21 protein-coding genes, 1 pseudogene and 1 riboswitch are annotated in these 22,291 nt (G+C 68.6%); of the genes and pseudogenes, 9 read left to right on the top strand and 13 right to left on the bottom strand.

Annotated elements, in window-relative coordinates:
- Positions 1–4 precede the first annotated feature (4 nt).
- Positions 5–92, top strand: a riboswitch (glycine riboswitch).
- Positions 93–247: 155 nt separating this feature from the next.
- On the top strand, positions 248–1,648 hold the full coding sequence (locus ASE95_RS05020; protein WP_082449976.1) for an L-serine ammonia-lyase: 1,401 nt from the start codon (positions 248–250) through the stop codon (positions 1,646–1,648).
- Positions 1,649–1,751: 103 nt separating this feature from the next.
- On the opposite strand, the gene ASE95_RS05015 is transcribed toward ASE95_RS05020, so the two are convergent.
- Positions 1,752–1,988, bottom strand: a complete 237-nt coding sequence (locus tag ASE95_RS05015; RefSeq protein ID WP_056632228.1) for a hypothetical protein — start codon at positions 1,986–1,988, stop codon at positions 1,752–1,754.
- Positions 1,989–2,118: 130 nt separating this feature from the next.
- Between ASE95_RS05015 and ASE95_RS05010 the strand changes: the two genes are divergently transcribed.
- The 3 genes from ASE95_RS05010 to ASE95_RS05000 are packed head-to-tail and all read left to right on the top strand — an operon-like array spanning position 2,119 to position 6,518.
- A complete protein-coding gene (locus ASE95_RS05010) occupies positions 2,119–2,676 on the top strand; it encodes a PAS domain-containing protein (protein WP_056633251.1) in 558 nt (185 codons plus the stop codon).
- Entirely contained in the window at positions 2,669–6,142 is a 3,474-nt protein-coding gene (locus tag ASE95_RS05005; RefSeq protein WP_056632219.1) for a CheR family methyltransferase, read from the top strand. Before ASE95_RS05010 ends, ASE95_RS05005 begins: the two co-directional genes overlap by 8 nt.
- Positions 6,135–6,518 (top strand): response regulator, encoded by a 384-nt coding sequence (locus ASE95_RS05000; protein ID WP_235528189.1) that lies wholly within the window; start codon positions 6,135–6,137, stop codon positions 6,516–6,518. The genes ASE95_RS05005 and ASE95_RS05000 overlap by 8 nt, the downstream gene beginning before the upstream one ends.
- 45 nt (positions 6,519–6,563) lie before the next feature.
- Here ASE95_RS05000 and ASE95_RS04995 read toward each other — a convergent pair whose 3' ends face one another.
- The 7 genes from ASE95_RS04995 to ASE95_RS04965 all read right to left on the bottom strand — a co-directional run bounded on the left by ASE95_RS04995 (position 6,564) and on the right by ASE95_RS04965 (position 13,826).
- Positions 6,564–6,848 carry a CsbD family protein gene (locus ASE95_RS04995; protein ID WP_056632215.1) on the bottom strand — a complete coding sequence of 95 codons (285 nt, stop codon included), beginning with the start codon at positions 6,846–6,848 and terminating at the stop codon, positions 6,564–6,566.
- 211 nt (positions 6,849–7,059) lie between these two features.
- Positions 7,060–8,136 carry a CgeB family protein gene (locus ASE95_RS04990; RefSeq protein WP_056632212.1) on the bottom strand — a complete coding sequence of 359 codons (1,077 nt, stop codon included), beginning with the start codon at positions 8,134–8,136 and terminating at the stop codon, positions 7,060–7,062.
- A complete protein-coding gene (locus tag ASE95_RS04985; protein ID WP_056632208.1) occupies positions 8,136–9,224 on the bottom strand; it encodes a CgeB family protein in 1,089 nt (362 codons plus the stop codon). The genes ASE95_RS04990 and ASE95_RS04985 overlap by 1 nt, the downstream gene beginning before the upstream one ends.
- Positions 9,221–10,330, bottom strand: coding sequence for a CgeB family protein (locus ASE95_RS04980; RefSeq protein WP_056632205.1), 1,110 nt, complete (start codon positions 10,328–10,330; stop codon positions 9,221–9,223). The genes ASE95_RS04985 and ASE95_RS04980 overlap by 4 nt, the downstream gene beginning before the upstream one ends.
- Positions 10,327–11,412 (bottom strand): glycosyltransferase family 4 protein, encoded by a 1,086-nt coding sequence (locus ASE95_RS04975; protein WP_056632202.1) that lies wholly within the window; start codon positions 11,410–11,412, stop codon positions 10,327–10,329. The genes ASE95_RS04980 and ASE95_RS04975 overlap by 4 nt, the downstream gene beginning before the upstream one ends.
- Positions 11,413–11,655: 243 nt before the next feature.
- A complete protein-coding gene (locus ASE95_RS04970; RefSeq protein WP_056632199.1) occupies positions 11,656–12,717 on the bottom strand; it encodes an SDR family NAD(P)-dependent oxidoreductase in 1,062 nt (353 codons plus the stop codon).
- On the bottom strand, positions 12,714–13,826 hold the full coding sequence (locus tag ASE95_RS04965; RefSeq protein WP_082449975.1) for an NAD-dependent epimerase/dehydratase family protein: 1,113 nt from the start codon (positions 13,824–13,826) through the stop codon (positions 12,714–12,716). The genes ASE95_RS04970 and ASE95_RS04965 overlap by 4 nt, the downstream gene beginning before the upstream one ends.
- Positions 13,827–13,983: 157 nt before the next feature.
- Between ASE95_RS04965 and ASE95_RS04960 the strand changes: the two genes are divergently transcribed.
- Positions 13,984–14,580, top strand: a complete 597-nt coding sequence (locus ASE95_RS04960) for a histidine phosphatase family protein (RefSeq protein WP_082449551.1) — start codon at positions 13,984–13,986, stop codon at positions 14,578–14,580.
- A gap of 3 nt (positions 14,581–14,583) precedes the next feature.
- Here ASE95_RS04960 and ASE95_RS04955 read toward each other — a convergent pair whose 3' ends face one another.
- A complete protein-coding gene (locus tag ASE95_RS04955) occupies positions 14,584–14,982 on the bottom strand; it encodes a DUF6165 family protein (RefSeq protein WP_056632195.1) in 399 nt (132 codons plus the stop codon).
- Positions 14,939–15,850 carry a glycosyltransferase family 9 protein gene (locus ASE95_RS04950; RefSeq protein ID WP_156347876.1) on the bottom strand — a complete coding sequence of 304 codons (912 nt, stop codon included), beginning with the start codon at positions 15,848–15,850 and terminating at the stop codon, positions 14,939–14,941. The genes ASE95_RS04955 and ASE95_RS04950 overlap by 44 nt, the downstream gene beginning before the upstream one ends.
- Positions 15,851–15,967: 117 nt before the next feature.
- Here ASE95_RS04950 and ASE95_RS04945 point away from each other — a divergent pair, with 117 nt between their 5' ends.
- Complete coding sequence (locus ASE95_RS04945) at positions 15,968–16,759, top strand: TIGR04290 family methyltransferase (RefSeq protein ID WP_235528188.1); 792 nt, start codon at positions 15,968–15,970, stop codon at positions 16,757–16,759.
- Entirely contained in the window at positions 16,756–17,688 is a 933-nt protein-coding gene (locus ASE95_RS04940; RefSeq protein WP_056632186.1) for a glycosyl hydrolase, read from the top strand. Before ASE95_RS04945 ends, ASE95_RS04940 begins: the two co-directional genes overlap by 4 nt.
- On the opposite strand, the gene ASE95_RS04935 is transcribed toward ASE95_RS04940, so the two are convergent.
- Entirely contained in the window at positions 17,663–18,172 is a 510-nt protein-coding gene (locus ASE95_RS04935; RefSeq protein ID WP_056632183.1) for a DUF1003 domain-containing protein, read from the bottom strand. The two genes, ASE95_RS04940 and ASE95_RS04935, sit on opposite strands and share 26 nt — an antisense overlap.
- 35 nt (positions 18,173–18,207) lie before the next feature.
- Between ASE95_RS04935 and ASE95_RS04930 the strand changes: the two genes are divergently transcribed.
- Together ASE95_RS04930 and ASE95_RS04925 are read left to right on the top strand one after the other, a co-directional pair.
- Positions 18,208–19,167 (top strand): MDR/zinc-dependent alcohol dehydrogenase-like family protein, encoded by a 960-nt coding sequence (locus ASE95_RS04930; protein WP_082449550.1) that lies wholly within the window; start codon positions 18,208–18,210, stop codon positions 19,165–19,167.
- Between the two features lie 72 nt (positions 19,168–19,239).
- A complete protein-coding gene (locus ASE95_RS04925; protein WP_056632178.1) occupies positions 19,240–20,235 on the top strand; it encodes a Gfo/Idh/MocA family protein in 996 nt (331 codons plus the stop codon).
- Between the two features lie 330 nt (positions 20,236–20,565).
- On the opposite strand, the gene ASE95_RS18540 is transcribed toward ASE95_RS04925, so the two are convergent.
- Together ASE95_RS18540 and ASE95_RS18195 are read right to left on the bottom strand one after the other, a co-directional pair.
- Positions 20,566–20,991, bottom strand: coding sequence for a methyl-accepting chemotaxis protein (locus ASE95_RS18540; protein ID WP_235528187.1), 426 nt, complete (start codon positions 20,989–20,991; stop codon positions 20,566–20,568).
- A 37-nt stretch (positions 20,992–21,028) separates the two neighbouring features.
- A pseudogene (locus ASE95_RS18195) lies at positions 21,029–21,592 on the bottom strand (methyl-accepting chemotaxis protein); the annotation flags it as partial.
- Between the last annotated feature and the right edge of the window lie 699 nt (positions 21,593–22,291).

The raw sequence follows: 22,291 nt of genomic DNA, 5'->3' as shown, positions 1-22,291 counted from the left end.
CTAGTGTGTCGACGTGGGAGAGACCGGGCATGCCCGGCGCCGAAGGAGCAACCGCCCCGGAAACTCTCAGGCAGAAGGACCACGGCGGCGACGGACATCTGGAGAGTGGCGACGGGCATGTCCCGCGCCCGCCGACGGGATAGCGATCTCAGGCGCAAGGGACAGATGGGGCATGCAGCCGGGCAGCGACCCGGACCGGGCCCCACCAACCGGGCCAGACCACCGGGGAGGACAGATGCACGCCGACATGCCCGCCACCACGCTGGATCGCTGCGCCACGCGCCCGATCAGCGTCGCCGAACTGTTCACGATCGGCATCGGACCGTCGAGTTCCCACACCGTCGGGCCGATGCGCGCGGCGTTCGACTTCGCGCAGCGCGCGGTGGCGCAGGACGCCGTCGTCGTGGGGGTACGGTGCGACCTGTACGGGTCACTGGCGCTGACCGGGCGCGGTCATGCCACCGATACCGCAGCGATCCTCGGGCTGGCTGGTTGGGAGCCGGAGCGGCTCGACCCGGACGAGACGCCGGCGCTGCTGACGGCGATCCGCGACCGCGCCAAGCTGGCGCTGGCGGGGGAGCGCATGATCCCCTTCGCCGAGGCGGTCGATATCGTCTTCCACCCCCGCGATTTCCTGCCGGAGCATCCCAACGGCCTGACCTTCACCGCGCGCCTGGGCGACGGCACCGGCTATGCCGAAACCTATTTCTCGGTCGGCGGGGGCGCGATACTGCGCAAGAGCGCGCCCGCCGCGGCGCACAACGTCCACGTGCGTCATGCGTTCTCATCGGGCGCCGAATTGCTGGCGACCGGCGACCTGACCGGCTTGTCGATCGCCGACATCGTGCGCGCCAACGAGGAGGCATGGCGCAGCCCTGACGAGGCGGATGCGTTCCTGGATGCGGTGCGCGACGCGATGAGTGCGTGCATCGATCGCGGGATCGCGCAGGACGGTGTGCTGCCCGGTGGGTTGAAGGTGCGACGCCGCGCCAGCGCGCTGGCGCAGGCGCTGACCGGCGACACGCCCGGGCACAACCCGGCCGAGGTCTTCGAATGGGTCAGCCTGTGGGCATTGGCGGTCAACGAGGAGAATGCCGCGGGCGGGCGCGTGGTGACCGCCCCCACCAACGGCGCGGCGGGCGTACTGCCGGCGGTGCTGCGTTTTTACGAGACGCTGGTCGCGCACGACGAACCGACGGCGGTGCGGCGCGACGGTGCGCGGCGGTTTCTGTACACCGCGGCGGCGATCGGGATGCTGTACAAGAAGCGCGCCTCGATCTCCGCGGCGGAAATGGGGTGCCAGGGCGAGGTGGGCGTCGCCTGTTCGATGGCGGCAGGGGCGCTGGCGGCGGTGCTGGGCGGTAGCAACCGGCAGATCGAGAATGCCGCGGAGATCGGCATGGAGCACAACCTCGGCCTCACCTGCGATCCGATCGGCGGGCTGGTCCAGATCCCGTGCATCGAGCGCAACACGATGGGCGCGGTAAAGGCGATCAACGCCGCCTATCTGGCGCTGCGCGGTGACGGCAGCCATGTCGTCAGCCTGGACGCGGTGATCGAGACGATGCGCCAGACCGGCGAGGACATGCGCACCCAGTATAAGGAGACGAGCCTGGGCGGACTGGCGGTCAACGTGGTGGAATGCTGAGCGGGAAGGCCGAACGATACGTCAGCGCGAGCATGGCGAAGCTGCGGCGTTCGAGATGATGGCTTCGGGAGGACCCGACGTTCTTTGGCTTCGCCCCGAAAGTTCAGTCGCGACGTGGTGGCCATCGCGCGGCCGGTGGCGCGCGCCCACGCACGATGTGGCTGGCCGGGATGCGATCTTCGTCGATGCGGGTCGGCGCGATCGCGTGCAGCACGTCGGTGGTGACATAGGCTGGCATCTTCAGCAGGTTGCGGCCTTGTGCATCGCTGTCGGCGGTGCCGATGAATACCGCTGTCCTTTCAAACCTTCGGATGCGGGGCGGCGGCGTTCGGCGGGTCATCCCCCGGCATCGGGCCGCGCCGTCGCGGGGCACGGGCGTGCCGATCCGTGACGCCGCAGCGGCGAAGCGGGTTGTTATTGTCGGAGCATCGTGCGTAATCGGGTGAGATTCCGTCGAGATCGGAGTGCGCGTGACCCCGGAACTTCCACGAACGCTGGTCGATTACCTGACCCATTCCCGCGTCGCCCTGGCGCTGGCCACGGCCGAGGACGACAACCATCTTCTGCTGGTCAACGACTCGTTCTCCGCGCTCACCGGTTATGTCTCCGACGACGTCGTCGGCCGAAATTGCCGAATGTTGCAGCGGGAGGCACCAAACGTCGAGCCGCGCGCGCGGCTGCGCGAGTTTCTCGCACGGACGGATCAGGCGAGCGTCCGTACGCCGATCGTCAATTTCCGCAAGAACGGCACGCCGTTCGTCAACCTGCTCTACATGTCCCGGCTGCGCGGCATCGACGGGACGACCCGCTATTTCTTCGCGTCGCAATTCGACGTCAGTCGCTCGCAACCCGAATTGCTGGCGGAATACGATGCGCAGCTCGGGCACACGCTGGGGCGGCTGGTGCCGATCGCGAGCGACGCCGGGATCGTGGTGGAGGGCACGTTGATGACCATCGCCAACAGCGCCGCCACCGTCGCGCAGGCCAAGATGATGCTCGCGGAAATCGACTTCGCCACCGATGCATAAGCTCGCCACCCCGCACGACAATGCCGCCGTCGACAGGCCGGCAGCGGCGGTCCCGGTGATCGGGATCGGGGCGTCGGCGGGCGGGCTGGAAGCGTTGCGCGACATGCTGGCCCCCGCGCGGCTGCCGACCGGGCTGGCGTTCGTGGTCGTCCAGCATCTCGATCCGCATCACGAAAGCATGCTGGCCGAACTGCTCGACCGCGCCACCGCGCTGACGGTACAGCAATGCGCGGGCGGCGAGCGGATCGCGGCGGACACCGTCTTCATCATCCCGCCGGGGCGTGGCCTGGCGATCCGCGACGGCGTTCTCGAACTTACCGATTTCCAGCAGCCGCGCGGGCTGCGTCGGCCGATCGACGACTTCTTCCTGTCGCTGGCCGTCGACCAGCAGGCGAATGCGGCGTGCGTGATCCTGTCGGGGACCGGCGCGGACGGGACCACCGGGTTGCGGGCCATCAAGGAGCATGGCGGGCTGGGCATCGTCCAGCAGCCGGAGAGCGCGCGCTATGACGGGATGCCGCTGTCGGCGGTGGGCACCGGGTTGATCGATTACGTCAGGCCGGCGGGCGACATTCTGGCGTGCCTGCAACAGTTCTTCCGCCGACGCGGCACCGATCCCCGTGCGGGCGCAGCCGCGGGGGCGCCGGCGGGCGTGGTCGCGGATCACGTCGACGCGTTGTGCAGCGTGCTGCGCAACGCGACCGGGCATGACTTTTCGGGGTACAAGCGCTCGACGGTCGTGCGGCGGGTCGAACGGCGGATGCATGTGCTGGGCATCGATACCGGGCACGCCTATCTGGCCCGGATCCGCACCGATGGCGAGGAGTGCCGGGCGCTGTTCCGCGACCTGCTGATCAATGTCACCTGCTTTTTCCGCGACGCCGACGCGTTCGAAACGCTGCGCACCCGCGTGGTCGAGCCGCTGTTGCGCCAGCGCACCGCCGACGAGGATCTGCGCGTCTGGGTGCCGGGCTGTTCGAGCGGCGAGGAGGCCTATACGATCGCGATGCTGTTCGCGGAGGCGGCGCGCGTCGCGGGCGAACGGCCGGCAGTGCAGATTTTCGCCACCGACATCGACGAACAGATGCTGGCGATCGCACGTGACGCGAGCTACCCGGCCGCGGCGCTCGCCGACGTGCCACCGGCGTTGCGCGAGCGATATACAGTGCCGCATGCCGATCGCTTCACGATGGCGGCACCGATCCGCGACATGATCCGGTTTTCGAATCACAGCCTGATCAAGGATCCGCCGTTTTCGCGCATCGATCTGGTGTCGTGCCGCAACCTGCTCATCTATTTCGACGATCGCCTGCAGCAATCGGTAATCCCCCTGTTCCATTACGCGCTGCGCCCCGGCGGATATCTGTTCCTTGGCCCGTCGGAGAGCATCGGACGGTTTGAGCAGTTGTTCGCGCCGATCGACCAGCCCGCCCGACTGTTCGAACGCACGCCCGGTGCGCCGACCTACCCGATCGAATTGCCGGGCAGCGCGCGTCAGATCATTCAGCGGCGCGATCGCGAGGGGCGTGGCGACGGGCCGGCGCTGACCGATGAAGGCGTGGCGATCCGACGCATCGTCGAGCGCTATGCCCCCGCCAGCATGGTCGTCGACCAGGATGGCGGGATCATTTCGGCCTATGGCAAGCTGAGCCGTTACTTCGAGTTCCCGGTTACGCGCAGCGGCGGCAGCAGCGCGGTGAACCTGGCGCGACCGGGATTGCGCACGATCATCGGGCCGTTGCTGCGGCAGGCGCGGGAGGAACGACGCCGCGTCATCGCGCGCGAGGTTCAGGTGCAGGGCGATTATGGCGTGCAGCCGGTGGAGGTGATCTGCGATCCGCTGGGCGACGGGACCTTGTTGTGCGTGTTCCGCGACAGCGGTCCGTTCCGCCCGTCGGACCGTGACGAACAGGATCTGGCCGCGCACGACGATCATCTGGAGGCGATCGAGGACGAGCTGCGGCAGACGCGGCATCGGCTGCGCGCCGCCATCGAGGAACTGGAGACGGCGAACGAGGAGCTGAAAAGCTCGAACGAAGAAATGATGTCGATGAACGAGGAGTTGCAGTCGACCAACGAAGAGTTGTCGACCGTCAACGACGAGTTGAAGAGCAAGGTCGAGCAGTTGACGCTCGCCAATTCCGACCTCCGCAATTTCTATCAGTCGACCGAACTGGCGGTGGTGGTGCTGGACGCCGGGTTGAAGGTGCGCAGCTACACCGCCGCCGCGACGCCGATCTTTCCGCTGCAACCCGGCGATCGCGGACGCCCGCTGGCCGACGTGGCGAGCAGGCTGAGCGGATCGGAGCATCTGGACGACGCGCGCGCGGTCGCCGGGGGCAGCGCCGCGCGACAGCGGCGCGTCACCACCGCCGACGGCACGCGCGTGCTGTCGCTGCGCGTGCTGCCGTACCGGACGCAGAGCGGCGCGGTGGACGGTGCGTCGCTGGTGCTGACCGACATCACCGAGGCGCTGTCGCTGGAGCGGCAGCTTGCCACCGAGCGCGAGCGGCTGGAACTGGCGGTCAGGGCCGCGGGGATCGGCGTGTGGGAATATCGACCGGAAACCGGCGACACGATGCTCGACGATGCGCAGCGGCGCCTGTTCGACTTGAGCGCGACGGAGGCGACGCGCATCGACGCGCTGCTCGACCGCATCGAGCCGGACGATCGCGGCACCGTGGAGGCGGCGTTGCGGCGCGCGATGGAACGCAGCGCCGATTACGAGGCGACGTTCCGCATCCGTACCGCACATGGCGAACAGCGCTGGATCAAGGGGTTCGGCCGGGTGGTGGCGGGCAGCCAGCCGCCGCGGCTGGTCGGCGTGTCGATCGACGTCACCGCCGAATATGCGCTGGCGCATACCCGCGACCTGATGCTGCGCGAGATGAATCACCGCGTGAAAAACCTGTTCGCGGTGATCGCGGGAATGATCACGGTCGCGGCTCGCAGCCAGCATGACGTGCGCGCGTTCGCGAACGACTTGCGCCATCGCATCGCCGCGCTCGGTTCGGCCCATTCGCTCGCCGCACCCGCCGGACAGCCGCAGGCGATCGGGCTGGCCGAACTCGTCGACTTGACCCTGGCGCCGTACCGCGACCATTCACGGATCGTGATCGACGGGCCGATGGTGGCACTCGATCGTAACTGCCTGTCCTCGCTTGCGCTGGTGCTGCACGAATGGGCGACGAATTCCGTGAAATACGGCGCGCTGGATGGCGATGCGAGCGAAATGGACGACGTGGGCCTGTCGGTCAGCTGGAGCGTAGGCGACGATGGGCTGACGTTGGTCTGGGACGAGCGCGGAAGCCGCGATCACGATGTCGATGCCGCACCGCGCGGGTTCGGTTCGTTGCTGGTCGAGACCAGCGTGCGCCAATTGCGCGGAGAGGTACGGAGCGAGGCAGCGGGACGATCGTTCCGGCTGCGTATGAAACTTCCAATGGGTATTCTGGCCAGTGACTGACCCCGACGCCGACGATGTTTTGCTGGTGGAGGACGAGCTGTTCATCGCGCTCGATCTTCAGGAGACGATCGAGGAGGCGGGCTTTCGCGTGGTCGGGCCATGTGCGACGATTGCGGAGGCCCACGCGGAGATCGATCGCGGGGCCGCGCGGTTCGCGGTGGCCGTGCTGGACGTGCGCCTGGCCGACGGTACGGTGTTTCCGGCCGCCGACCGGCTGCACGCCGCCGGAGTGCCGCTGTTATTTCATTCGGGTCATGCCGATGACGTGGCGTTACGGGAACGCTATCCGAGCGCGACGGTATGTCCCAAGCCGAGCGCGCCCGACGTGCTAGCCGCTGCGCTCAAGCGATGTGCGGACCAGGGCCGGGTTGCATGACAGGAGCGAGAGCACCTGATCGATGCTCCCGCCCACGGTCGCGGCTTACTTGCCGCGCAGCGAGTTGATGATCGCGATGCCCAGCACGCCGCCCACCGCGGCGGCGGTGAACGGCCGCTCCCGCATGAACTGCCGCGCATAGTCCATGACGGGGCGGATCGAGCCTTCGACCACGTCCCTGGCTTCGCCATAGGTCTTCTGGATCGTGCCTTCGGCCTGATCGGCCTTGCCCTCGGTACGGAGCGTGTCGTCGCCGAACGCCTTGCCCAGACCTTCTTTCAGCTTGCCGCCTACGTCCGTGGTCGAGCCTGCCAGCGTGTCGGTGTTCATCGCGTTTGTCCTTCTTTCGGGAGTGAATAGGACGCGCAGGGGATGGCCGATCGACCGCCGACCGCGCGCTTGCGGTGCACAACCGGACGGCGCGCGCTTCGTTCCCCGGAGGCGCAGGGCGCGCTGACGTAATCCGCCGGCCTAGAGCGAACCAGCCGGCGCCACGGCGGTACCGGGGATCGAGTCCCCGGCACCGTCGATGTGGCAGGTGTCAGGCCGGAAGAGCGGGCGTCCGCTTCGCCGCTGCCGCTTCGTGCAGGTGTGCCTCCAGTTCCGCGGCGCGGTGATGCGAGGTGTGTTCGGCCAGTACGCGAGCACGCCCGGCGGCACCGATCGCGTCGAGATCGTCACGCCTCAGTGCCGCTGCGACGTCCGCAACACCCTCTGCCAAGACGATTTCGGCGTTCGGGATCAGCAATTCTTCGATGCCCGGCCATTTGTCCGAGATGATCGGGGTGCCGCAGGCGGTCGCTTCGAAAAGGCGGACGGAGGGGGACCAGCCGGCGGCGATCATATCGGCGCGAGTGACGTTCAGCGTCGCGCGGCTGGCCGAGTAGAAGTCAGCGTGATCGGCGGGGCCGAGGTGCTCGATCCGCTCGACATTGGCGGGCCACTGGATCGTGGCCGGATATTGCGGGCCGGCGACGACGAAGCGCTGATCGGGATTGCGGCGCGCAGGCTCGATCAGCAGGCGTTCCAGCGTCGGTTGGCGATCGTCGCTGTAGGTGCCCAGATACGACAGGTCCCAGCGTTTGGCCGCACCCGTCGGGCGGTAGCGGTCGGCATCGACCGAGCAATACAGTGCGCGGGCGGCGGGGGCGGCGTAGCGTTCCTCGATGAGACGCAGCGTCGGCCCGCCGGTGAACGAGCAATAGACGTCGTAGCCGGGGATCACCTCCGGCGAGACATAATCGCAGGCGCCGCGCGCGAGTTGCGCCAGCGTGACGGGCGTGTCGATGTCGTAGAAGGCGGTGGTGCCGCGCGCCCACGCCTGCACCAGCCGCGCGACGGCGATACCGTCGGGCACATAGGAGCCGACAATGACCGTGTCCGCACCCTCGATCTCGGCACGCCATTCGGCCAGTGCGGGCAGGCTGTCGTACAATGCGAGGCGGCAGTAATCGGGATCGGGTTCGTCGCGGTGTGCGGCGTACCACGGCATGTCGCGTTCGAGGAACAGCACGTCATGCCCGCGTGCGGCGAAGGCGCGGAGCAGCGCGCGGAACGTGGTGGCATGGCCGTTGCCCCATGCGGAACTCAGCGAAAGGCCGAGGACGACCAGCTTCATCACGCCGCCTCCCGCTGGCGCGCGGCATGCGCCTTGAACAGCGCATCGACCTGTGCTCCGCGCAGGTCGTAGGTGTGTTCGGCCAGCACGCGCCGCAACGCGGCCTGGCCGATCGCCTGCGCACGATCGGGGGTGAGTGCAGCGAGGTGATCGGCGACATCCTGCCCGTCGCGCGCGACCAGCACCTCCCGATCGGGAATCAGGAACAACTCGATCCCCTCCCATGCGTCGGTGATGAGGCAGGCGGCGGCACCCGCCGCTTCGAACACGCGGGTGGCAGGGGAGAAACCGATATGCGCCATCGAATCGCGTGCGACGTTCAGCACCGCCTTTGGCGTGCAGTTGAAGGCGTTGTGTTCGGCGGTGAAGACATGGCCACGATGGCGGACGTTGCCGGGCATCGCCTTGGAATCCCAGCCGTTGCCGCCGATCAGGAATTCCCGCTCAGGCAGCAGCGAGGCGGCGCGCAGAAAGAATTCCTCGACCCGCGCTTCCCGGTCGGGAAGGCGGTTGCCGAGGAAGGCGAGGTCGCAGGCGAAGCGATCGTCGGCGGCAACGGGGTGATGGGTCTGCGGGTCCAAGGCGTTGTAAACCGGAATACATTCGGCTGCGCCGAAGCCGCGATAGGCGTTCACGACCGGATCGCCGCCGCCGTAGGTGAGCACCATGTCGAGGTGCGGCAGCGCGGCGCGGACAGGGTGGTCGGGATCGGCGCGCATCTCGTCCAGCGTGGCGGCGGCATCGACGTCCCAGAAGATCTTCAGTGCGTCGGGACGGGCATGCGCGATAATGCCCTCCAGCAACTCGCGGTCGAACACGCCGACGCCGTTGGCCTTGACGACGATATCGGCTTTTCCGGCCTCCGTCAGGACGTTGCGCATCGCTTCTTCGGTGGCGGGATAGACGACGACCTTGGCGTAAGCCGGCGGATCGATGTCGCGGTGCTGCTGCCGATCGAAGGCGTCGGGTTCGTAGAAGGTGATGTCGTAGCCGCGCTCCCCAAGCGCGCGCAGGATGCCGCGGTAATAAGTTGCGGCACCGTTCCAATAGGATGACAGCAGGCTGGAACCGTAGAAAGCGATCTTCACGCTGGGATGCTCCGTGCAGGCGAGGGAGCGTCGAGCCGGGCGAGGATCGCCAGCAGTTCGTCGACGCGGTGCGCGCAGGTGTGGCGCGCGTGGATGGTTTCCAGCCCCGATGCGGCCAGGGCGGCGCGCAGGGCGGGATCGTTGCGGAAGTCCTTGAGGATCCTGGTCATTTCCTCCGACGTCCGCGCGAAGAGGAAGTCGCTGCCGGGGCGGAACAGCCCCTCTGCATCGTCCCATGGCGCCGAGGCGAGCGGCAGGCCGCAGGCGAGCGCCTCGAAGACGCGGATCGTGGGAATACCGGGCAGGATCGTCGTGTAATATCTGCGCGGTACGTGGACCGTGGCGAGCGCGCGGGAGAAGATCGCCGGGGCGGCGGCATTGGGCGCCCAGCCGTGATAGCGCGCTCCATAATCGGCCAGCATCGCCGTGGCGGTGTCCGGGTAGCGGACGCCATAGATATCAAGCGGTAAGCCGGCAGCGCGCGCGGGGGCGAGCAGATAATCCTCGATTTCCGCAGTGCGTTCGCCGTCGCCCCAATTGCCAATCCACACCAGCCCCTCGCGGTCGGCATCTATAGGAAAAAAGCGCCGGGTGTCAGCAGCTTCGTGCCACGTCCAGACGCGGTCGCCCCACCCCCAGTGGCGGTAGACGCGCGACAAGGCCTCCCCGAATGCCAGCACGCCGTCGTAGCCATCGAGATCGTAGGCGCGCATCTCCTCCGGCGCGCTGACCGCGCGGTGGTGGGTGTCGTGGAAAAACAACGTGTAAGGCGCACCTTCACGGCGCAGCTTACCCAGACCGGCAACCAGATCGTGGGCGTTCCATTCGTGGACGATCACGACATCGGCACCGTCGACCAGCCCGGCGAGATCGGCATCGGGCGCGAAGGTGCGCGAGGACAGTTCGGGGTAAGCGGCGTGATAGGCGGCGAGACCGGCTTGCCCGTTGTCGCTCAACAGGTTGTCGAGGCTCCACGACCCCGCGGGTTCGTAGACATGCACGTCATGACCACGCGCGATTAACTCAGACATTACTCCGCGCAGGAAATGCGCGTTGCCGTGGTTCCAGCAGGAGGCGAGGCTGTGGGTGAAGTAGACGAGTTTCATGCGGCAACCCGGTTGGTGGCGTCGATCGCGCGATCGAGGACGGAGATCATCGCCGATGCGGTGCGTGCTGGAGCATGGTCCAACGCGCGGGTGCGGGCGCGCGCGCCCAATGCCAGCCGCCGCGCCGGATCGGCGGCGAGGGCGGCGATCGCGCGGGCGAAGCCGGCGACGTCATCGGCCGGGACGAAGGTGGCGGCCCCGTCCCACAATTCGCGGAAGGTGGCGATATCCGACAGCACCAGCGCGCAGCCGCTGAGCGCCGCTTCGAGCACGGCCAGCCCGAACGGCTCGTACCGGGCGGAGGAGACGAAGAGCGGGCGGGTGGCAAGGATCGCGGCGATGGCGTCATCGTCCAGCTGGCCGAGCGGCTGGAGATGGTCGAGCATGATCCGCTCGCCATGCGGGCCGACGGTGGCGCCGGCGGCGGCGAAGGGCAGCGGCAGCGTGGCGGCGGCACGATCGAGCGTGGCGACGTTCTTCGCACGATCCCACAGCCGCCCGGCGGTGAAGGCACGGTCGGCAAGCGCGCCAGTGGCGGCGGGGAGGGCGCGTCCGTTGTGGATCGCGATCGGGGCGGCGGGCAAGGCGTAGAGGCGCTGGACGGTGGTGGCGAAGGCGCGCGTGGGGCAGACGATCGCATCGGCACGGGCGAGGCCGCGCGCGGTCAGATCGCGCTGCCACGCAAGATCGGCGGGCAGCGGGCCGCTCTCGACCGCGTCCCACCAGCTGGCGACGCAGCTGTGCACGACCGCGACCACCGGCATCGCGAAGGTGGCGATGGCGAGCGCGGGCTGGTTGAGTTGCACGACGTCGACGGCGCGCGCGCGGGCGAGATCGGCGATCGCGGCGGCGGCATCGGTCACCGCCGCGGCGTCGGCGGCGAGCCAGTCGAGCGGGAGCGCGGTGTCGATCAGCGTGACGCCCGCCGCGTCGGCCTGCGCGTGGTGCGCGGGCGAGGGAGACGGGCCGAGCGTGGCGATGTCCACCGTCCAGCCGGCGCGGACGAGATCGGCAGCGAGGCCGAGCGCATATTGCCAAACGCCGCCGATCGCATCGGCGGTCATCAACACGCGGCGGGTCATGCGACGGCGTGCCGCTCGCCGGCCGATCGGCGGGCACAGGCAGGGTCATGCGCCGACCGGCGACGGCCCGTCGCGATCAGGCCATGTCGGCGATCCATGCGGCGACGCCGTTCGGGGCGCGGTACCGCCCGATCGGCCCGTGGGTCGCGCGTCACGCCGCGACCCTCCCGTCGTGCGCCGTTGCGGGCGCGGGATGCCGGGCGTCGCCGGGCGCCGTAGCGGCGACCGGGCAGGCGCGTGGCTTCACGCCGCCGCCTCGATGGCGACGGTGCCGCGTTCATGCTCCAGCCAGTCTGCCAAAGCCCCGACGCCTTCGCGCCAGTCGCGGCGGGCAGGCAATTCCAGCGCGGCCTGCGCGGCGCGGGTGTCCGCGACGAAATAGCGCTGGTCGCCCGCGCGCCAGCCAGCATAACGGGCGTCGACCGGGCGGCCGGTGAGCGTGGCGATATGCGCGAGCAGCTGGCGCAGGCTGACCGCATTGTCGGGACCGCCGCCGAGGTTGAAGGCACGTCCGGCAACATCGTCGATCCGCTGCCACGCCGCGACATAGGCGTTCACCGCGTCGCGGACATCGAGGACGTCGCGGACCTGATGCCCGTCGCCATAGAGGGTGATCGCCTCACCATTGAGCGCGCGGATCAGGAAATGCGCGACCCAGCCCTGATCCTCGGTGCCCATCTGACGCTGGCCGTAGATGCAGCTCATGCGGAACACGCAGGTCTTCAACCCGAAGCTGCGCGCATAATCGAGGACATATTGATCCGCCGCCCCCTTCGACACGCCATAGGGCGTGTGGAAGTCGAGCGGGCGTGCCTCCCCGATACCGTGCGCGCGGACGTTCGCGTCGACGGGGTGATAGGCGTCGTTTTCCAGCACGAAATCGAGATCGCCGAGATCGCCGTAGACCTTGTTCGTGGAGGCGAAGATCAGCGGCACGTGCGGGGCGCGGGTGCGCAGCGCCTCCAGCAACTGGAAGGTAGCGGTGATGTTGGTGGTGAAATCGTCGACGGGATCGTCGAGGCTGGTCGTCACGGCGACCTGCGCGGCGAAGTGGAAGACCGCCGAAGCCTGCGCCACCTCGTCCGCGAGCCGGGCGGCGTCGCGGATGTCGGCATGGACGAAGCGGATGCGCGCGCCGTGGCGGCTGCGCAGCCACGCCAGATTGCGCTCCACGCCAGGGCGGGCAAGCGCGTCATAGACCACGACGTCATGCCCGTCGCCGGCAAGCCGATCGGCAAGGTTGGACCCGATGAAGCCGGCGCCGCCGGTGACCAGCACCGGCCCCCTGACCGCATCGGTCCTCATGCGACCAGCCCGCGCTTTTCGAGTTCGGCGCGCATCGTCGCGACCTTGTCCTCGGCGGTCTGTTGCGCGACCCATTCGGCGAGTTCGGCAAGGCCGGCGGTGAAATCCTGCGTAGCGCGGAAATCGAGGCGGTCCTGCGCCAGCGTGGTGTCGCAGAAGCAGTGGCGAATGTCGCCGATCCGCGCCTTGCCGACGATTTCCGGTTCGAGATCGTTCTTGCCCATCGCCCTGGCCAGTTCGGTCGCGATCTCCCGCACCGAACGGTCATGGCCCGAACCGATGTTGAACGTGCCGCCGACCGCCTGCGGCAGGACCAGCGCGTCGGCGAAGGCGCGCGCCACGTCGGTGACGTGGACGAAATCGCGACGCTGCTCGCCATCCTCGAAGATCATCGGCTGCTGCCCGTTGAGCAACCGCGAGGCGAAGATCGCCAGCACGCCGGTGTAGGGGTTCGACAGCGCCTGACCCGGCCCGTAGACATTGAACAGGCGCAGGCACACCCCCTCCATCCCGTAAGGCGCGGCCATGATGTGGGTGGTGCGTTCCTGCACGTATTTGTTGAGCGCGTAGATCGAGGCGAGGTTGGGCTGCTTCCACTCCGGCGTGGCGACCGGGGTGAGCGGGCGGCCCTGCGCATCGACCGGCTCCCAATTGCTGAGGCCGTCGCGCAATCCCTTGCGTTCGGCATCCTGGACCAGATTGCCGTCGGCGTCGCGGTACAGCCCCTCGCCATAGATCGACATCGAGGAGGCGGTGACGACGCGGCGCACCGGCTTGTCGATCAGCTTTTCGAACAGGACGGCGGTGCCGACGTCGTTGGTGGAAGTGTAGCGTTCGACCTCGTACATCGACTGGCCGACCCCGACCTCCGCGGCGAGGTGGATCACGCTGTCGACCCCGTCCAGCGCCTTGCTGACCACATCGCCGTTGCGGACGTCGCCACGGATCAGTTCCACCTCGTCGTTCAGCAGCGGCGGGCGTTCGCAATCGCCGTGTACCTGCTCGATCAGACTGTCGAGGACGCGGACCTTGTTGCCACGTGCGAGCAATTCATCGGCCACGAATCGCCCGATGAACCCGGCTCCACCGGTGATGAGAATGGTTTCCACGCTGATCCTTCCCGCCCCATGATTGATCGACATCAATGACACGAGCGCGCATTGCTGTTTGATTACGCAGGCAAGAACATCTTCTACTTAGCTTAGTTCCCGAACTTATTGCGCTATCGTAACGTGTTGGCAGGTGAATAGTGACTGATCCAGGTCAATGCGCGTGACACGGCTGGTGTTGCTTGCCCGTCACGGCCACCATGCGGAGGTCGGTCACATCCTTAGCGGGCGCTCGGCGATTTCACTGGATGCGCAGGGGCGCGACGAGGCGGCGGCGCTGGCGCGGCGGCTGTCGGCGCAGCCGCCGACGCGGATCTGGTCGAGCCCGCGGCCGCGCACGCGGGAAACGGCGGCGGTGGTCGCAGCGGCGCACGGGCTGGCGGTGGAGACCAGCGCGGCGCTGGACGAGGTGGATTTCGGCGGCTTCACCGGACGCAGCTTCGCCGCGCTGGAGGAGGATGCGGACTGGCGGCACTGGAATGCGGCGCGCGGCGAAGCGCGCTGCCCGGGCGGCGAGACGATGGCGGAGGCGGTGGCGCGTGCGGTCGGTATCGTCGCAGCGCTGCCCGCCGGCGTCACGCTGTGCGTGTCGCATTGCGACGTGATCCGCGGAGTGGTGGCGCATTACCTTGGCCTGCCGCTGGACCGCATCTTTTCACTGGGGTGCGACCCAGCGTCGGTGACGACGCTGGCGCTGGAGGGTGACGGCGCGCGGCTGGTGACGTTGAACGAGCGGGTAGCGATCGCGCGGTGAGGGTCACGCGGTATCGGCGTAGCTTTTTTCCTCGATCAGATCGGATTCGAGCGCGAGGTTGATTTCGCGTTTGAGCGCGGCGCGTTCGTCGTTCTTGACGTAGACGGCGCGGGCGAGGCGGACGAATTCGCCGCCGAAGGTGCGCGCGGCTTCCTGACGGCGGATCGCATCCTCGATCTCCCACAGATCCTCGTTGACCGACTTCAGGCGGCCGAACAGCGCGGCCACCCGGTCCAGCCCGAGCACGCCCGCCCCGATCCGCGCCAGCAACGAATGTTCGCGCGACACGTTGGCGCGCGCCTCCGCACGGGCGATGCGGTGCTGCTTGATTTCGAGGATGGTGATCTTGTCGAGCAACTCACCCCAGGAAACCGGCACCGACGGGCTGGGCAGGCTGGCCATGGTCTTCTCCTTGCAGGTCGGCGAGATCGCGGGTGACCGCCGCAAGCGGGGTCGCCCAGTCGCCGGGGGTCGGTTGCGGGTAGAGGCGCATCGACGGATACCAGTCGCTGTCGCGGCGGGCCGGGTTCCAGCGCCAGTCGGGGGCGGCCTTCACCAGCAGCCATGTCGGGCGGCCGAGCGCGCCGGCGAGATGCGCGATCATCGTGTCGACGGTAACGACCAGCGCACAGCCCGCGACCAGCGCGGCGGTGGCGGGCAGGTCGAACGGGCAGCCCGCCGGATTGAGGACCGGCAGCGTCGTGGGTGCGCCGACCAGCGACAGGCAGCGGTGATCGTGCGCGACCGGTGCGAGCAGCCCGGGCGGGACCCAGCGTTCGGCGTCCCAGTCGCCCGCCTGCCAGCACAGGCCGATCGTGGCCGGCGGCAATGGCGCGGGGGCGGCGTGGAGATAGGGCAGCGCCACGTCGCGCGGGGCGCAGCGCAGTGCAAAGGCGAGTTCGGTGATCTCGATGTCGCATTCGGCCGGCGGCAACGGCTGCGCATGGTCGAAGGCGGCGAGGGCGATGCCGGGAAAGCGCAGCAGCGGGTGGAGGCGAGCCGGCGCCTCGACGGTGACCGAGCGGGCGCGTGCGGCGAGTACGGGCAGGAAGCGCGCGAATTGCAGCGTGTCGCCAAGCCCGTGGTAGCAGCGGACCAGCACGTCGCGGCCGTCGAAGCCGCGACCATCCCAGACCCAGCGCTGATGATATGGCAGCCGGGGATCGTCGCGGGTGGCGGGATCACGCGCCCCAAGCGTCGCCTGCTCGATCGCCCACGCGTCGCCGTAGCGCGCGTCGCGCATCGCATCGGTCCAGTCGGCAGCGGTCATCGCGGCGCAAACGCGGCGTACCCGGCACATGGTTCCGCGCGAAAATACTGAGCGAGATCAGCAGGTGGAACGGCCTGCAGGCAGCATCGTTGATGCTTGACGATGAATGATGGGGGCATGATGGCTGCGGATTTGCGCGCGCGCGTCGAACGGCTCGCGCCGTGGTTTCACAATATCCATTTGCCGGGGGGGCTCGAGACGGCGCCCGACCATTTCCTGCTGGATTACCCCGCGAACAAATTCGCGGAATTCGGCGTGTGCCTCCCCGACGACCTGACCGGCAAGACCGTGCTGGACATCGGGTGCAACGCCGGCTTCTACTCGGTCGAGATGAAGCGGCGCGGCGCGGCGCGCGTGGTGGGGATCGATTCCGACGACCGGTATCTGGCGCAGGCGCGGCTGGCGAGCGAGGCGCTGGGGTTCGGCGACGGCGTCGAGTTCCGCAACCTGTCGGTCTATGACGTCGCGCAGCTGGGCGAGCGGTTCGACCTCGTGATCTTCATGGGGGTGCTGTATCACCTGCGCCATCCGCTGCTGGCGCTGGACCTGATCCGCGAACATGTCGCGGGCGACATGATGCTGTTCCAGACGATGCAGCAGGGGTCGAAGGACGATGCGCAGGTGCCGGAGGATCACCCGTTCTACGTGCCGGGCACGTGGACGCCGCCCGAATATTTCGACGATCGCGATTACCCGAAGATGCACTTCATCGAGCGGAAGTTCGCGGGCGACTGGACCAACTGGTGGGCGCCCAACCGCGCCTGTTCCGAAGCGATGCTGCGCGCCGCCGGCTTCACGGTGACCGCGCATCCGCAGGACGACGTCTATCTCTGCCGCATCGCCGACGTGCCCTTCGCGGAGCACGGGGCCGCGGCGGTCTATCCATCCATGGGGGGAATGCGCGCGTGATCGAAGCGGCGATGATCTGGAACGAGCCCAACAACAAGTCGCATTGGGACCCGGAGGTCGACCCCGACTGGTCGCTGTTCGCCGACACGGTGTCGCGCGCGGGCGCGTCGATCGCCGCGGTCAACCCGAACGTCACGCGCGTGCTGGGCGGCATGTCGCCGATCGATCCGCTGTGGGTGAAAAGGCTGGAGGGGCACGGCTGCCTCGACGCGGTCGACGTGATCGCGGTGCACGGCTTCCCGCTGGACTGGAACCTGTGGAGCATCCACGACTGGCCCGCCAAGATCGCGGAGATCGAGGCGGTGACGGACAAGCCGGTGTGGGTTACCGAGGTCGGCGTCGGATCGTTCGGGGCCGAGGAGGTGCAGGTGTTCGGCGTCGAGAAGACCGCCGAGCTGCTGATCGGTCGCGTGCCGCGCATCTACTGGTATTCGCTGTTCGACCTGCCGCAGGAATGGGGCGCGACCACCCGCCACCGCGAGGCGGAGGGATCGAGCTATTACCGGCATTTCTACATGGGGCTGATCCGCGCCGACGGCACGCCCAAGCCGTCGCTCGACAGTTATGCCAAGGTCGCGTCGGAGATGGGGCTGATGCAGTGGTTCCATTATCAGGACCCGCGGCTGGACGATGCGGTCAAGTGGATGCGCCGGCTGGGGACGAAGAAGTTGCGCACCGGGCTGAGCTGGGCCGACAGCTTCCGTCCCGACGCGATCGACTGGTTCGACCGGCAGATGGAAGCGCTGGCCGAGTTCGACACCACGGTGACGTTCTGCTTCACGCCCGAGCATCTCGGCATCCAGCCGCATCACAGCAGCGCGGCGCGCGACCCGCAGGCGTTCGCGGATTTCTGTGCGTGGATGATCGACCGTTACGCGCCGGCCACCGCCGCGCCGAAGGCGGTCACCCCGCAGATTGTCGCGGCGTGACCTGATCGAGGGTGTCGAGCACATCCTCGGCACGGACGTCCTGCTCGATTTCGGCCAGGTCGGCGGGCGGTTCGATGTCGAGCCGCTCGGCGATGCGGCGGACCAGGGTGGTCAGGCGGGAGAGTTCGTGTTCGGCCAGCAGGTTGATGTGCAGGTCGAGATCGGCACGGGCCTGCGCCTGCGCCGCCATGCGATTCTGGCTGATGAGGACGAAGGTGGAGAGGAAGATCGCCTCCACCGACGCGATCATCGCCAGCACCACGAACGTCGGATCGAACTTCGGCGCGAGCCACAGGTTCCAGACGATCCAGCCGCCGAAGAAGCACAGATGCAGCAGGACGAACAGCATCGACCCGGTGAAGGCGGTGATGCGGCCGGCCAGCCGTTCCGACCATGGCGCTTCGGCTTCCACGCGGCGTTGCCGATCGGTCAGCCGATCGATGTTGGCGGCGAGCGCGCCGTTGAGGTCGGTAGAAACATTCATGGGAAGTCAAACGCTTGGACCAGGAAAATGGAAGCATGATGCGCGCGGCGGTGCTGGTGGGGCCGGGACGTTTCGAGATGCAGGATGCCCCCGTGCCGCAACCCGGACCGGGTGAGGTGCGGGTGCGGCTGGAGGGATGCGGCGTATGTGCATCGAACATTGAGCCTTGGGAGGGGCAGCCGTGGTCGACCTATCCCGGCGCGCCCGGCGGCATGGGGCATGAGGGCTGGGGCGTGGTTGACGCGCTGGGTGCCGATGTCGGCGAGGTGGCGATCGGGCAGCGGGTGACGATGCTGTCGGGCAACAGCTTCGCACCTTATGACGTCGCGCGCGTCGACCAGCTGGTGGCGCTGCCCGACGCGCTGGACGGACAGGCGTTTCCGGGCGAGCCGCTGGCATGTGCGATGAACATCTTCCGCCGCGCCGACGTGCTGCCGGGGCAGACGGTGGCGATCGTCGGCATCGGCTTTCTGGGCGCGGTGCTGACCAGACTGGCGAGCGACGCGGGTGCGCGAGTGATCGCGATTTCCCGCCGAGAGGAATCACTGGCGCTGGCACGGGCGAACGGCGCGGCGGAGACGATCGCGATGGCCGACCATTGGGCGATCATCGAACGGGTCAAGGCGCTGACCGGCGACGCGCTGTGCGAGCGCGTGATCGAGGCGGTGGGCAAGCAATGGCCGCTGGACCTCGCCTCCGCGATCGTCGGGTTCGGTGGCCGGCTGGTGGTGGCGGGATATCATCAGGACGGTCCGCGGCAGGTGAACATGCAGGACTGGAACTGGAAGGGCATCGACGTCATCAACGCGCACGAACGCGATCCGCGCGTGAACCTGCGCGGGTTGAACGAAGCAGTGGCGGCGGTGGCGGGCGGTCGCGTGGATCTGTCCGCGCTGCTGACGCACCGGTTCGATCTGACCGAATTGAACGAGGCGGTGGCGGCGACGCGCGACAAGCCGGCCGGGTTCGTCAAGGCGGTGGTGACGTTCGGGTGAGGCCGGTCTCGCGGGGCGGCAGCGGCGGCGGATCGCCGCGCCTGGACGGATCGAAGAGAAAGAGAATGATCGATGAGTGAAAGCAAGCCACGGGTCGGCTTCCTGGGCACCGGCTGGATCGGGCGGCACCGGATGGCGGCGATGGTCGACAGCGGCGCGGTGGCGGCGGTGGCGATCAGCGATCCATCGGCGGACATGCTGGCAGAGGCGCAGGCGGTCGCGGCGGGCGCGAAGGTGTGCGGGTCGCTGGACGAGATGCTGGCGCTGGAGCTGGACGGCCTGGTGATCGCCAGCCCGAGCGCGTTGCACGCCGCACAGTCGATCGCGGCGCTGGAGGCGGGGGTGGCGGTATTCTGCCAGAAGCCGCTGGGGCGCGATGCGGCCGAGAACGAGGCGGTCGTCGCGGCGGCGCGGCGGGCGGACCGGCTGCTGGGCGTCGACCTGTCGTATCGCCACACCGCGGGGATGCGCGCGATCGCGCCGCTGGTGCAAGGCGGGGCGCTGGGGCGGGTGTTCGCGATCGATCTGACGTTCCACAATGCTTACGGCCCCGACAAGCCCTGGTTCTACGATCGTGCGCAATCGGGCGGCGGGTGCGTGATGGATCTGGGCATCCACCTTGCCGATCTTGCGCTGTGGCTGAACCCGGGCGCGGCGGTGGCCGGGGTGGATGCCGCGCTTTATGCGGGGGGTGCGCCGGTCGGCCCGGACGCGGTGGAGGATTATGCCGCCGCGACGGTGCGGCTGGACAATGGCGTGACGGTGCGGCTGGCGTGTTCGTGGCGGCTGCACGCCGGGCAGGATGCGGTGATCGAGGCGGCATTCTATGGCACCGAGGGCGGTGCCGCGCTGCGCAACGTCGGCGGATCGTTCTACGATTTCACCGCGGAGCATTTCCGCGGCACGTCGCGCGAGATGCTGGCGGTGCCGCCGGACGAGTGGGGCGGACGCGCCGCCGTGGACTGGGCGATGCGGCTGGCGGCGGGAGCGCGGTTCGATGCGGTGGCGGCGGAATATGTCGCGACGGCGCGGGTGCTGGATGCGATCTATGCGGCGGGGCGGGGATAGCGCCACCGGCTCCCGCCGCGGCCACACTACCCCCGCTGGACGGAGCGGCCCGGGCGGACCGTGGACACGGTCGACGGGTTCGCGCCGTCGCCCCGGAGTCGATCCGGGGCACCGCCGCTTGCCGAGCGCGGGGAAGCGGCGCTTCCGGGGGCCGGCAAGAAGGAGGCGTTTCGATAAAGGCCGATCGTTGTGGCGCGGCACGGCGACGGCCGGGTTGCGCTGGATTTATCGACATTCACCGTTTCGCGGATGCCGGCCTGCCCGGCAATGAAGATCATCGATCTGCGTGACGCCCGCGCTTCCAGGGTGGCGGCTGATCGTCGACTGGCCCTAGAACTCCGACCATTCGTCTTCCGCGACGGCCAGCGCGTTGCCGCGTGTGCCGGTGACCGGACGGCGCGAGGTGCGGGCGATGTCGCGCCCGGCGGCCGCGGCGCGTGCCTGAAGATCGTGGACGGGGGAGGCGTGGACGGGGGCCGACGGACGCTGCTTCCCGTCGGTGCGGAACCGCGACACCTCCGCGAGCAGGCGATCGGCTTCACCCGCGAGGCTGCGCGCGGCGGCGGTCGCTTCCTCGACCATCGCGGCATTCTGCTGCGTCACCCCGTCCATCTCGGAGACGGCGGTGTTCACCTGCTGCAGCCCGGTCGCCTGATGCTCGGCGGACGAGGCGATCGTCGAGACGAGCGTGCTGACCTCCCCGATGCGGGCGATGATGCGTTGCAGCGCCTTGCCGGTCTCGCTGACCAGCGACACGCCGGCGTCGACCTGCTCGGTCGAGGCGAGGATCTTGGTCTTGGGCGAGGCTGCGCGCGGCGGCGGTCGCTTCCTCGACCATCGCGGCATTCTGCTGCGTCACCCCGTCCATCTCGGAGACGGCGGTGTTCACCTGCTGCAGCCCGGTCGCCTGATGCTCGGCGGACGAGGCGATCGTCGAGACGAGCGTGCTGACCTCTCCGATGCGGGCGATGATGCGTTGCAGCGCCTTGCCGGTCTCGCTGACCAGCGACACGCCGGCGTCGACCTGCTCGGTCGAGGCGAGGATCTTGGTCTTGACGTCCTTGGCGGCGTCGGCGGAACGCTGCGCCAGGGCGCGCACCTCGCTGGCGACCACGGCGAAGCCGCGGCCGGCGTCCCCGGCGCGGGCCGCCTCGACGCCGGCGTTCAGCGCCAGCAAATTGGTCTGGAAGGCGATGCCGTCGATGACGCTGATGATCTCGCTGATCTCGGAGGACGACCGCTCGATCCCGCCCATCGCCTCGACCGCGCGGCGCACGACCTCGCCCGAGCTTTCCGCCTCGGTCCGCGCCTCGCTCACGGCGGTGTTGGCGCGACGCGCACCGGCCGCCGTCTCGCGNCCGTTCACCGCGCGCGCGAGTATGATCTCGGAGGACGACCGCTCGATCCCGCCCATCGCCTCGACCGCGCGGCGCACGACCTCGCCCGAGCTTTCCGCCTCGGTCCGCGCCTCGCTCACGGCGGTGTTGGCGCGACGCGCACCGGCCGCCGTCTCGCGCACGGTGCCGGTGATCTCGTCCATCGCGGCGGCGGTTTCCTCCAGCGACGCGGCCTGTTGCTCCGTGCGCTGCGACAGATCGTCGGAAGCCTGGCGGATGTCGGACGCGCCGCTGTTGATGCCGTTGCTCGCGGCGGTGACGGCGACGATCGCATCCGACACCGCGGTCATCGCGCGGTTAAAGTCCACGCGCAGCGCCTCGTAATCGGCGGTGAACGGACGATCGATGCGGTGCGTCAGGTCGCTGTCGGCAAGCCGGCCAAGGCCCTGGCCGAGCGCCTCGACCACCTCGCGCTGGGTCGCCGAGGCGGCGGCCAGCGCCTGACCATTGGCACGGAAGACCTCCATCGCCTTGGTCATGCGGCCGACGCAATCGCGCGAGCTGGTGTAGTTGATCGCGCTGGTAAGATCACCGGCGGCCAGCCCCTCCATCCGCACCACCGTCGAAACATAGGGGCCGCAGATCAACTGACGTGAGGCGACTGCGACGATCGCTACCATTGCGAGCGCGGCGGCTGCGATGATGATCCCGGTCATGCC

Origin of the sequence: Sphingomonas sp. Leaf231 (genome assembly GCF_001421995.1) — a bacterium.
Classification (GTDB): Bacteria; Pseudomonadota; Alphaproteobacteria; order Sphingomonadales; family Sphingomonadaceae; genus Sphingomonas.
The sequence above is the reverse complement of the archived record's forward strand: the minus strand, read 5'-3'. Positions and strand labels throughout refer to the sequence as shown.

Excerpts from the sequence above, each read along its gene's own strand:
- ASE95_RS05020 (WP_082449976.1), top strand. The coding sequence starts at position 248 with ATGCCCGCCACCACGCTGGATCGCTGCGCCACGCGCCCGATCAGCGTC.
- ASE95_RS05015 (WP_056632228.1), bottom strand. The coding sequence starts at position 1,988 with ATGACCCGCCGAACGCCGCCGCCCCGCATCCGAAGGTTTGAAAGGACA.
- ASE95_RS05005 (WP_056632219.1), top strand. The coding sequence starts at position 2,669 with ATGCATAAGCTCGCCACCCCGCACGACAATGCCGCCGTCGACAGGCCG.
- ASE95_RS04995 (WP_056632215.1), bottom strand. The coding sequence starts at position 6,848 with ATGAACACCGACACGCTGGCAGGCTCGACCACGGACGTAGGCGGCAAG.
- ASE95_RS04990 (WP_056632212.1), bottom strand. The coding sequence starts at position 8,136 with ATGAAGCTGGTCGTCCTCGGCCTTTCGCTGAGTTCCGCATGGGGCAAC.
- ASE95_RS04980 (WP_056632205.1), bottom strand. The coding sequence starts at position 10,330 with ATGAAACTCGTCTACTTCACCCACAGCCTCGCCTCCTGCTGGAACCAC.
- ASE95_RS04975 (WP_056632202.1), bottom strand. The coding sequence starts at position 11,412 with ATGACCCGCCGCGTGTTGATGACCGCCGATGCGATCGGCGGCGTTTGG.
- ASE95_RS04970 (WP_056632199.1), bottom strand. The coding sequence starts at position 12,717 with ATGAGGACCGATGCGGTCAGGGGGCCGGTGCTGGTCACCGGCGGCGCC.
- ASE95_RS04960 (WP_082449551.1), top strand. The coding sequence starts at position 13,984 with ATGCGCGTGACACGGCTGGTGTTGCTTGCCCGTCACGGCCACCATGCG.
- ASE95_RS04955 (WP_056632195.1), bottom strand. The coding sequence starts at position 14,982 with ATGGCCAGCCTGCCCAGCCCGTCGGTGCCGGTTTCCTGGGGTGAGTTG.
- ASE95_RS04950 (WP_156347876.1), bottom strand. The coding sequence starts at position 15,850 with ATGACCGCTGCCGACTGGACCGATGCGATGCGCGACGCGCGCTACGGC.
- ASE95_RS04945 (WP_235528188.1), top strand. The coding sequence starts at position 15,968 with ATGATGGCTGCGGATTTGCGCGCGCGCGTCGAACGGCTCGCGCCGTGG.
- ASE95_RS04935 (WP_056632183.1), bottom strand. The coding sequence starts at position 18,172 with ATGAATGTTTCTACCGACCTCAACGGCGCGCTCGCCGCCAACATCGAT.
- ASE95_RS04930 (WP_082449550.1), top strand. The coding sequence starts at position 18,208 with ATGATGCGCGCGGCGGTGCTGGTGGGGCCGGGACGTTTCGAGATGCAG.
- ASE95_RS04925 (WP_056632178.1), top strand. The coding sequence starts at position 19,240 with ATGAGTGAAAGCAAGCCACGGGTCGGCTTCCTGGGCACCGGCTGGATC.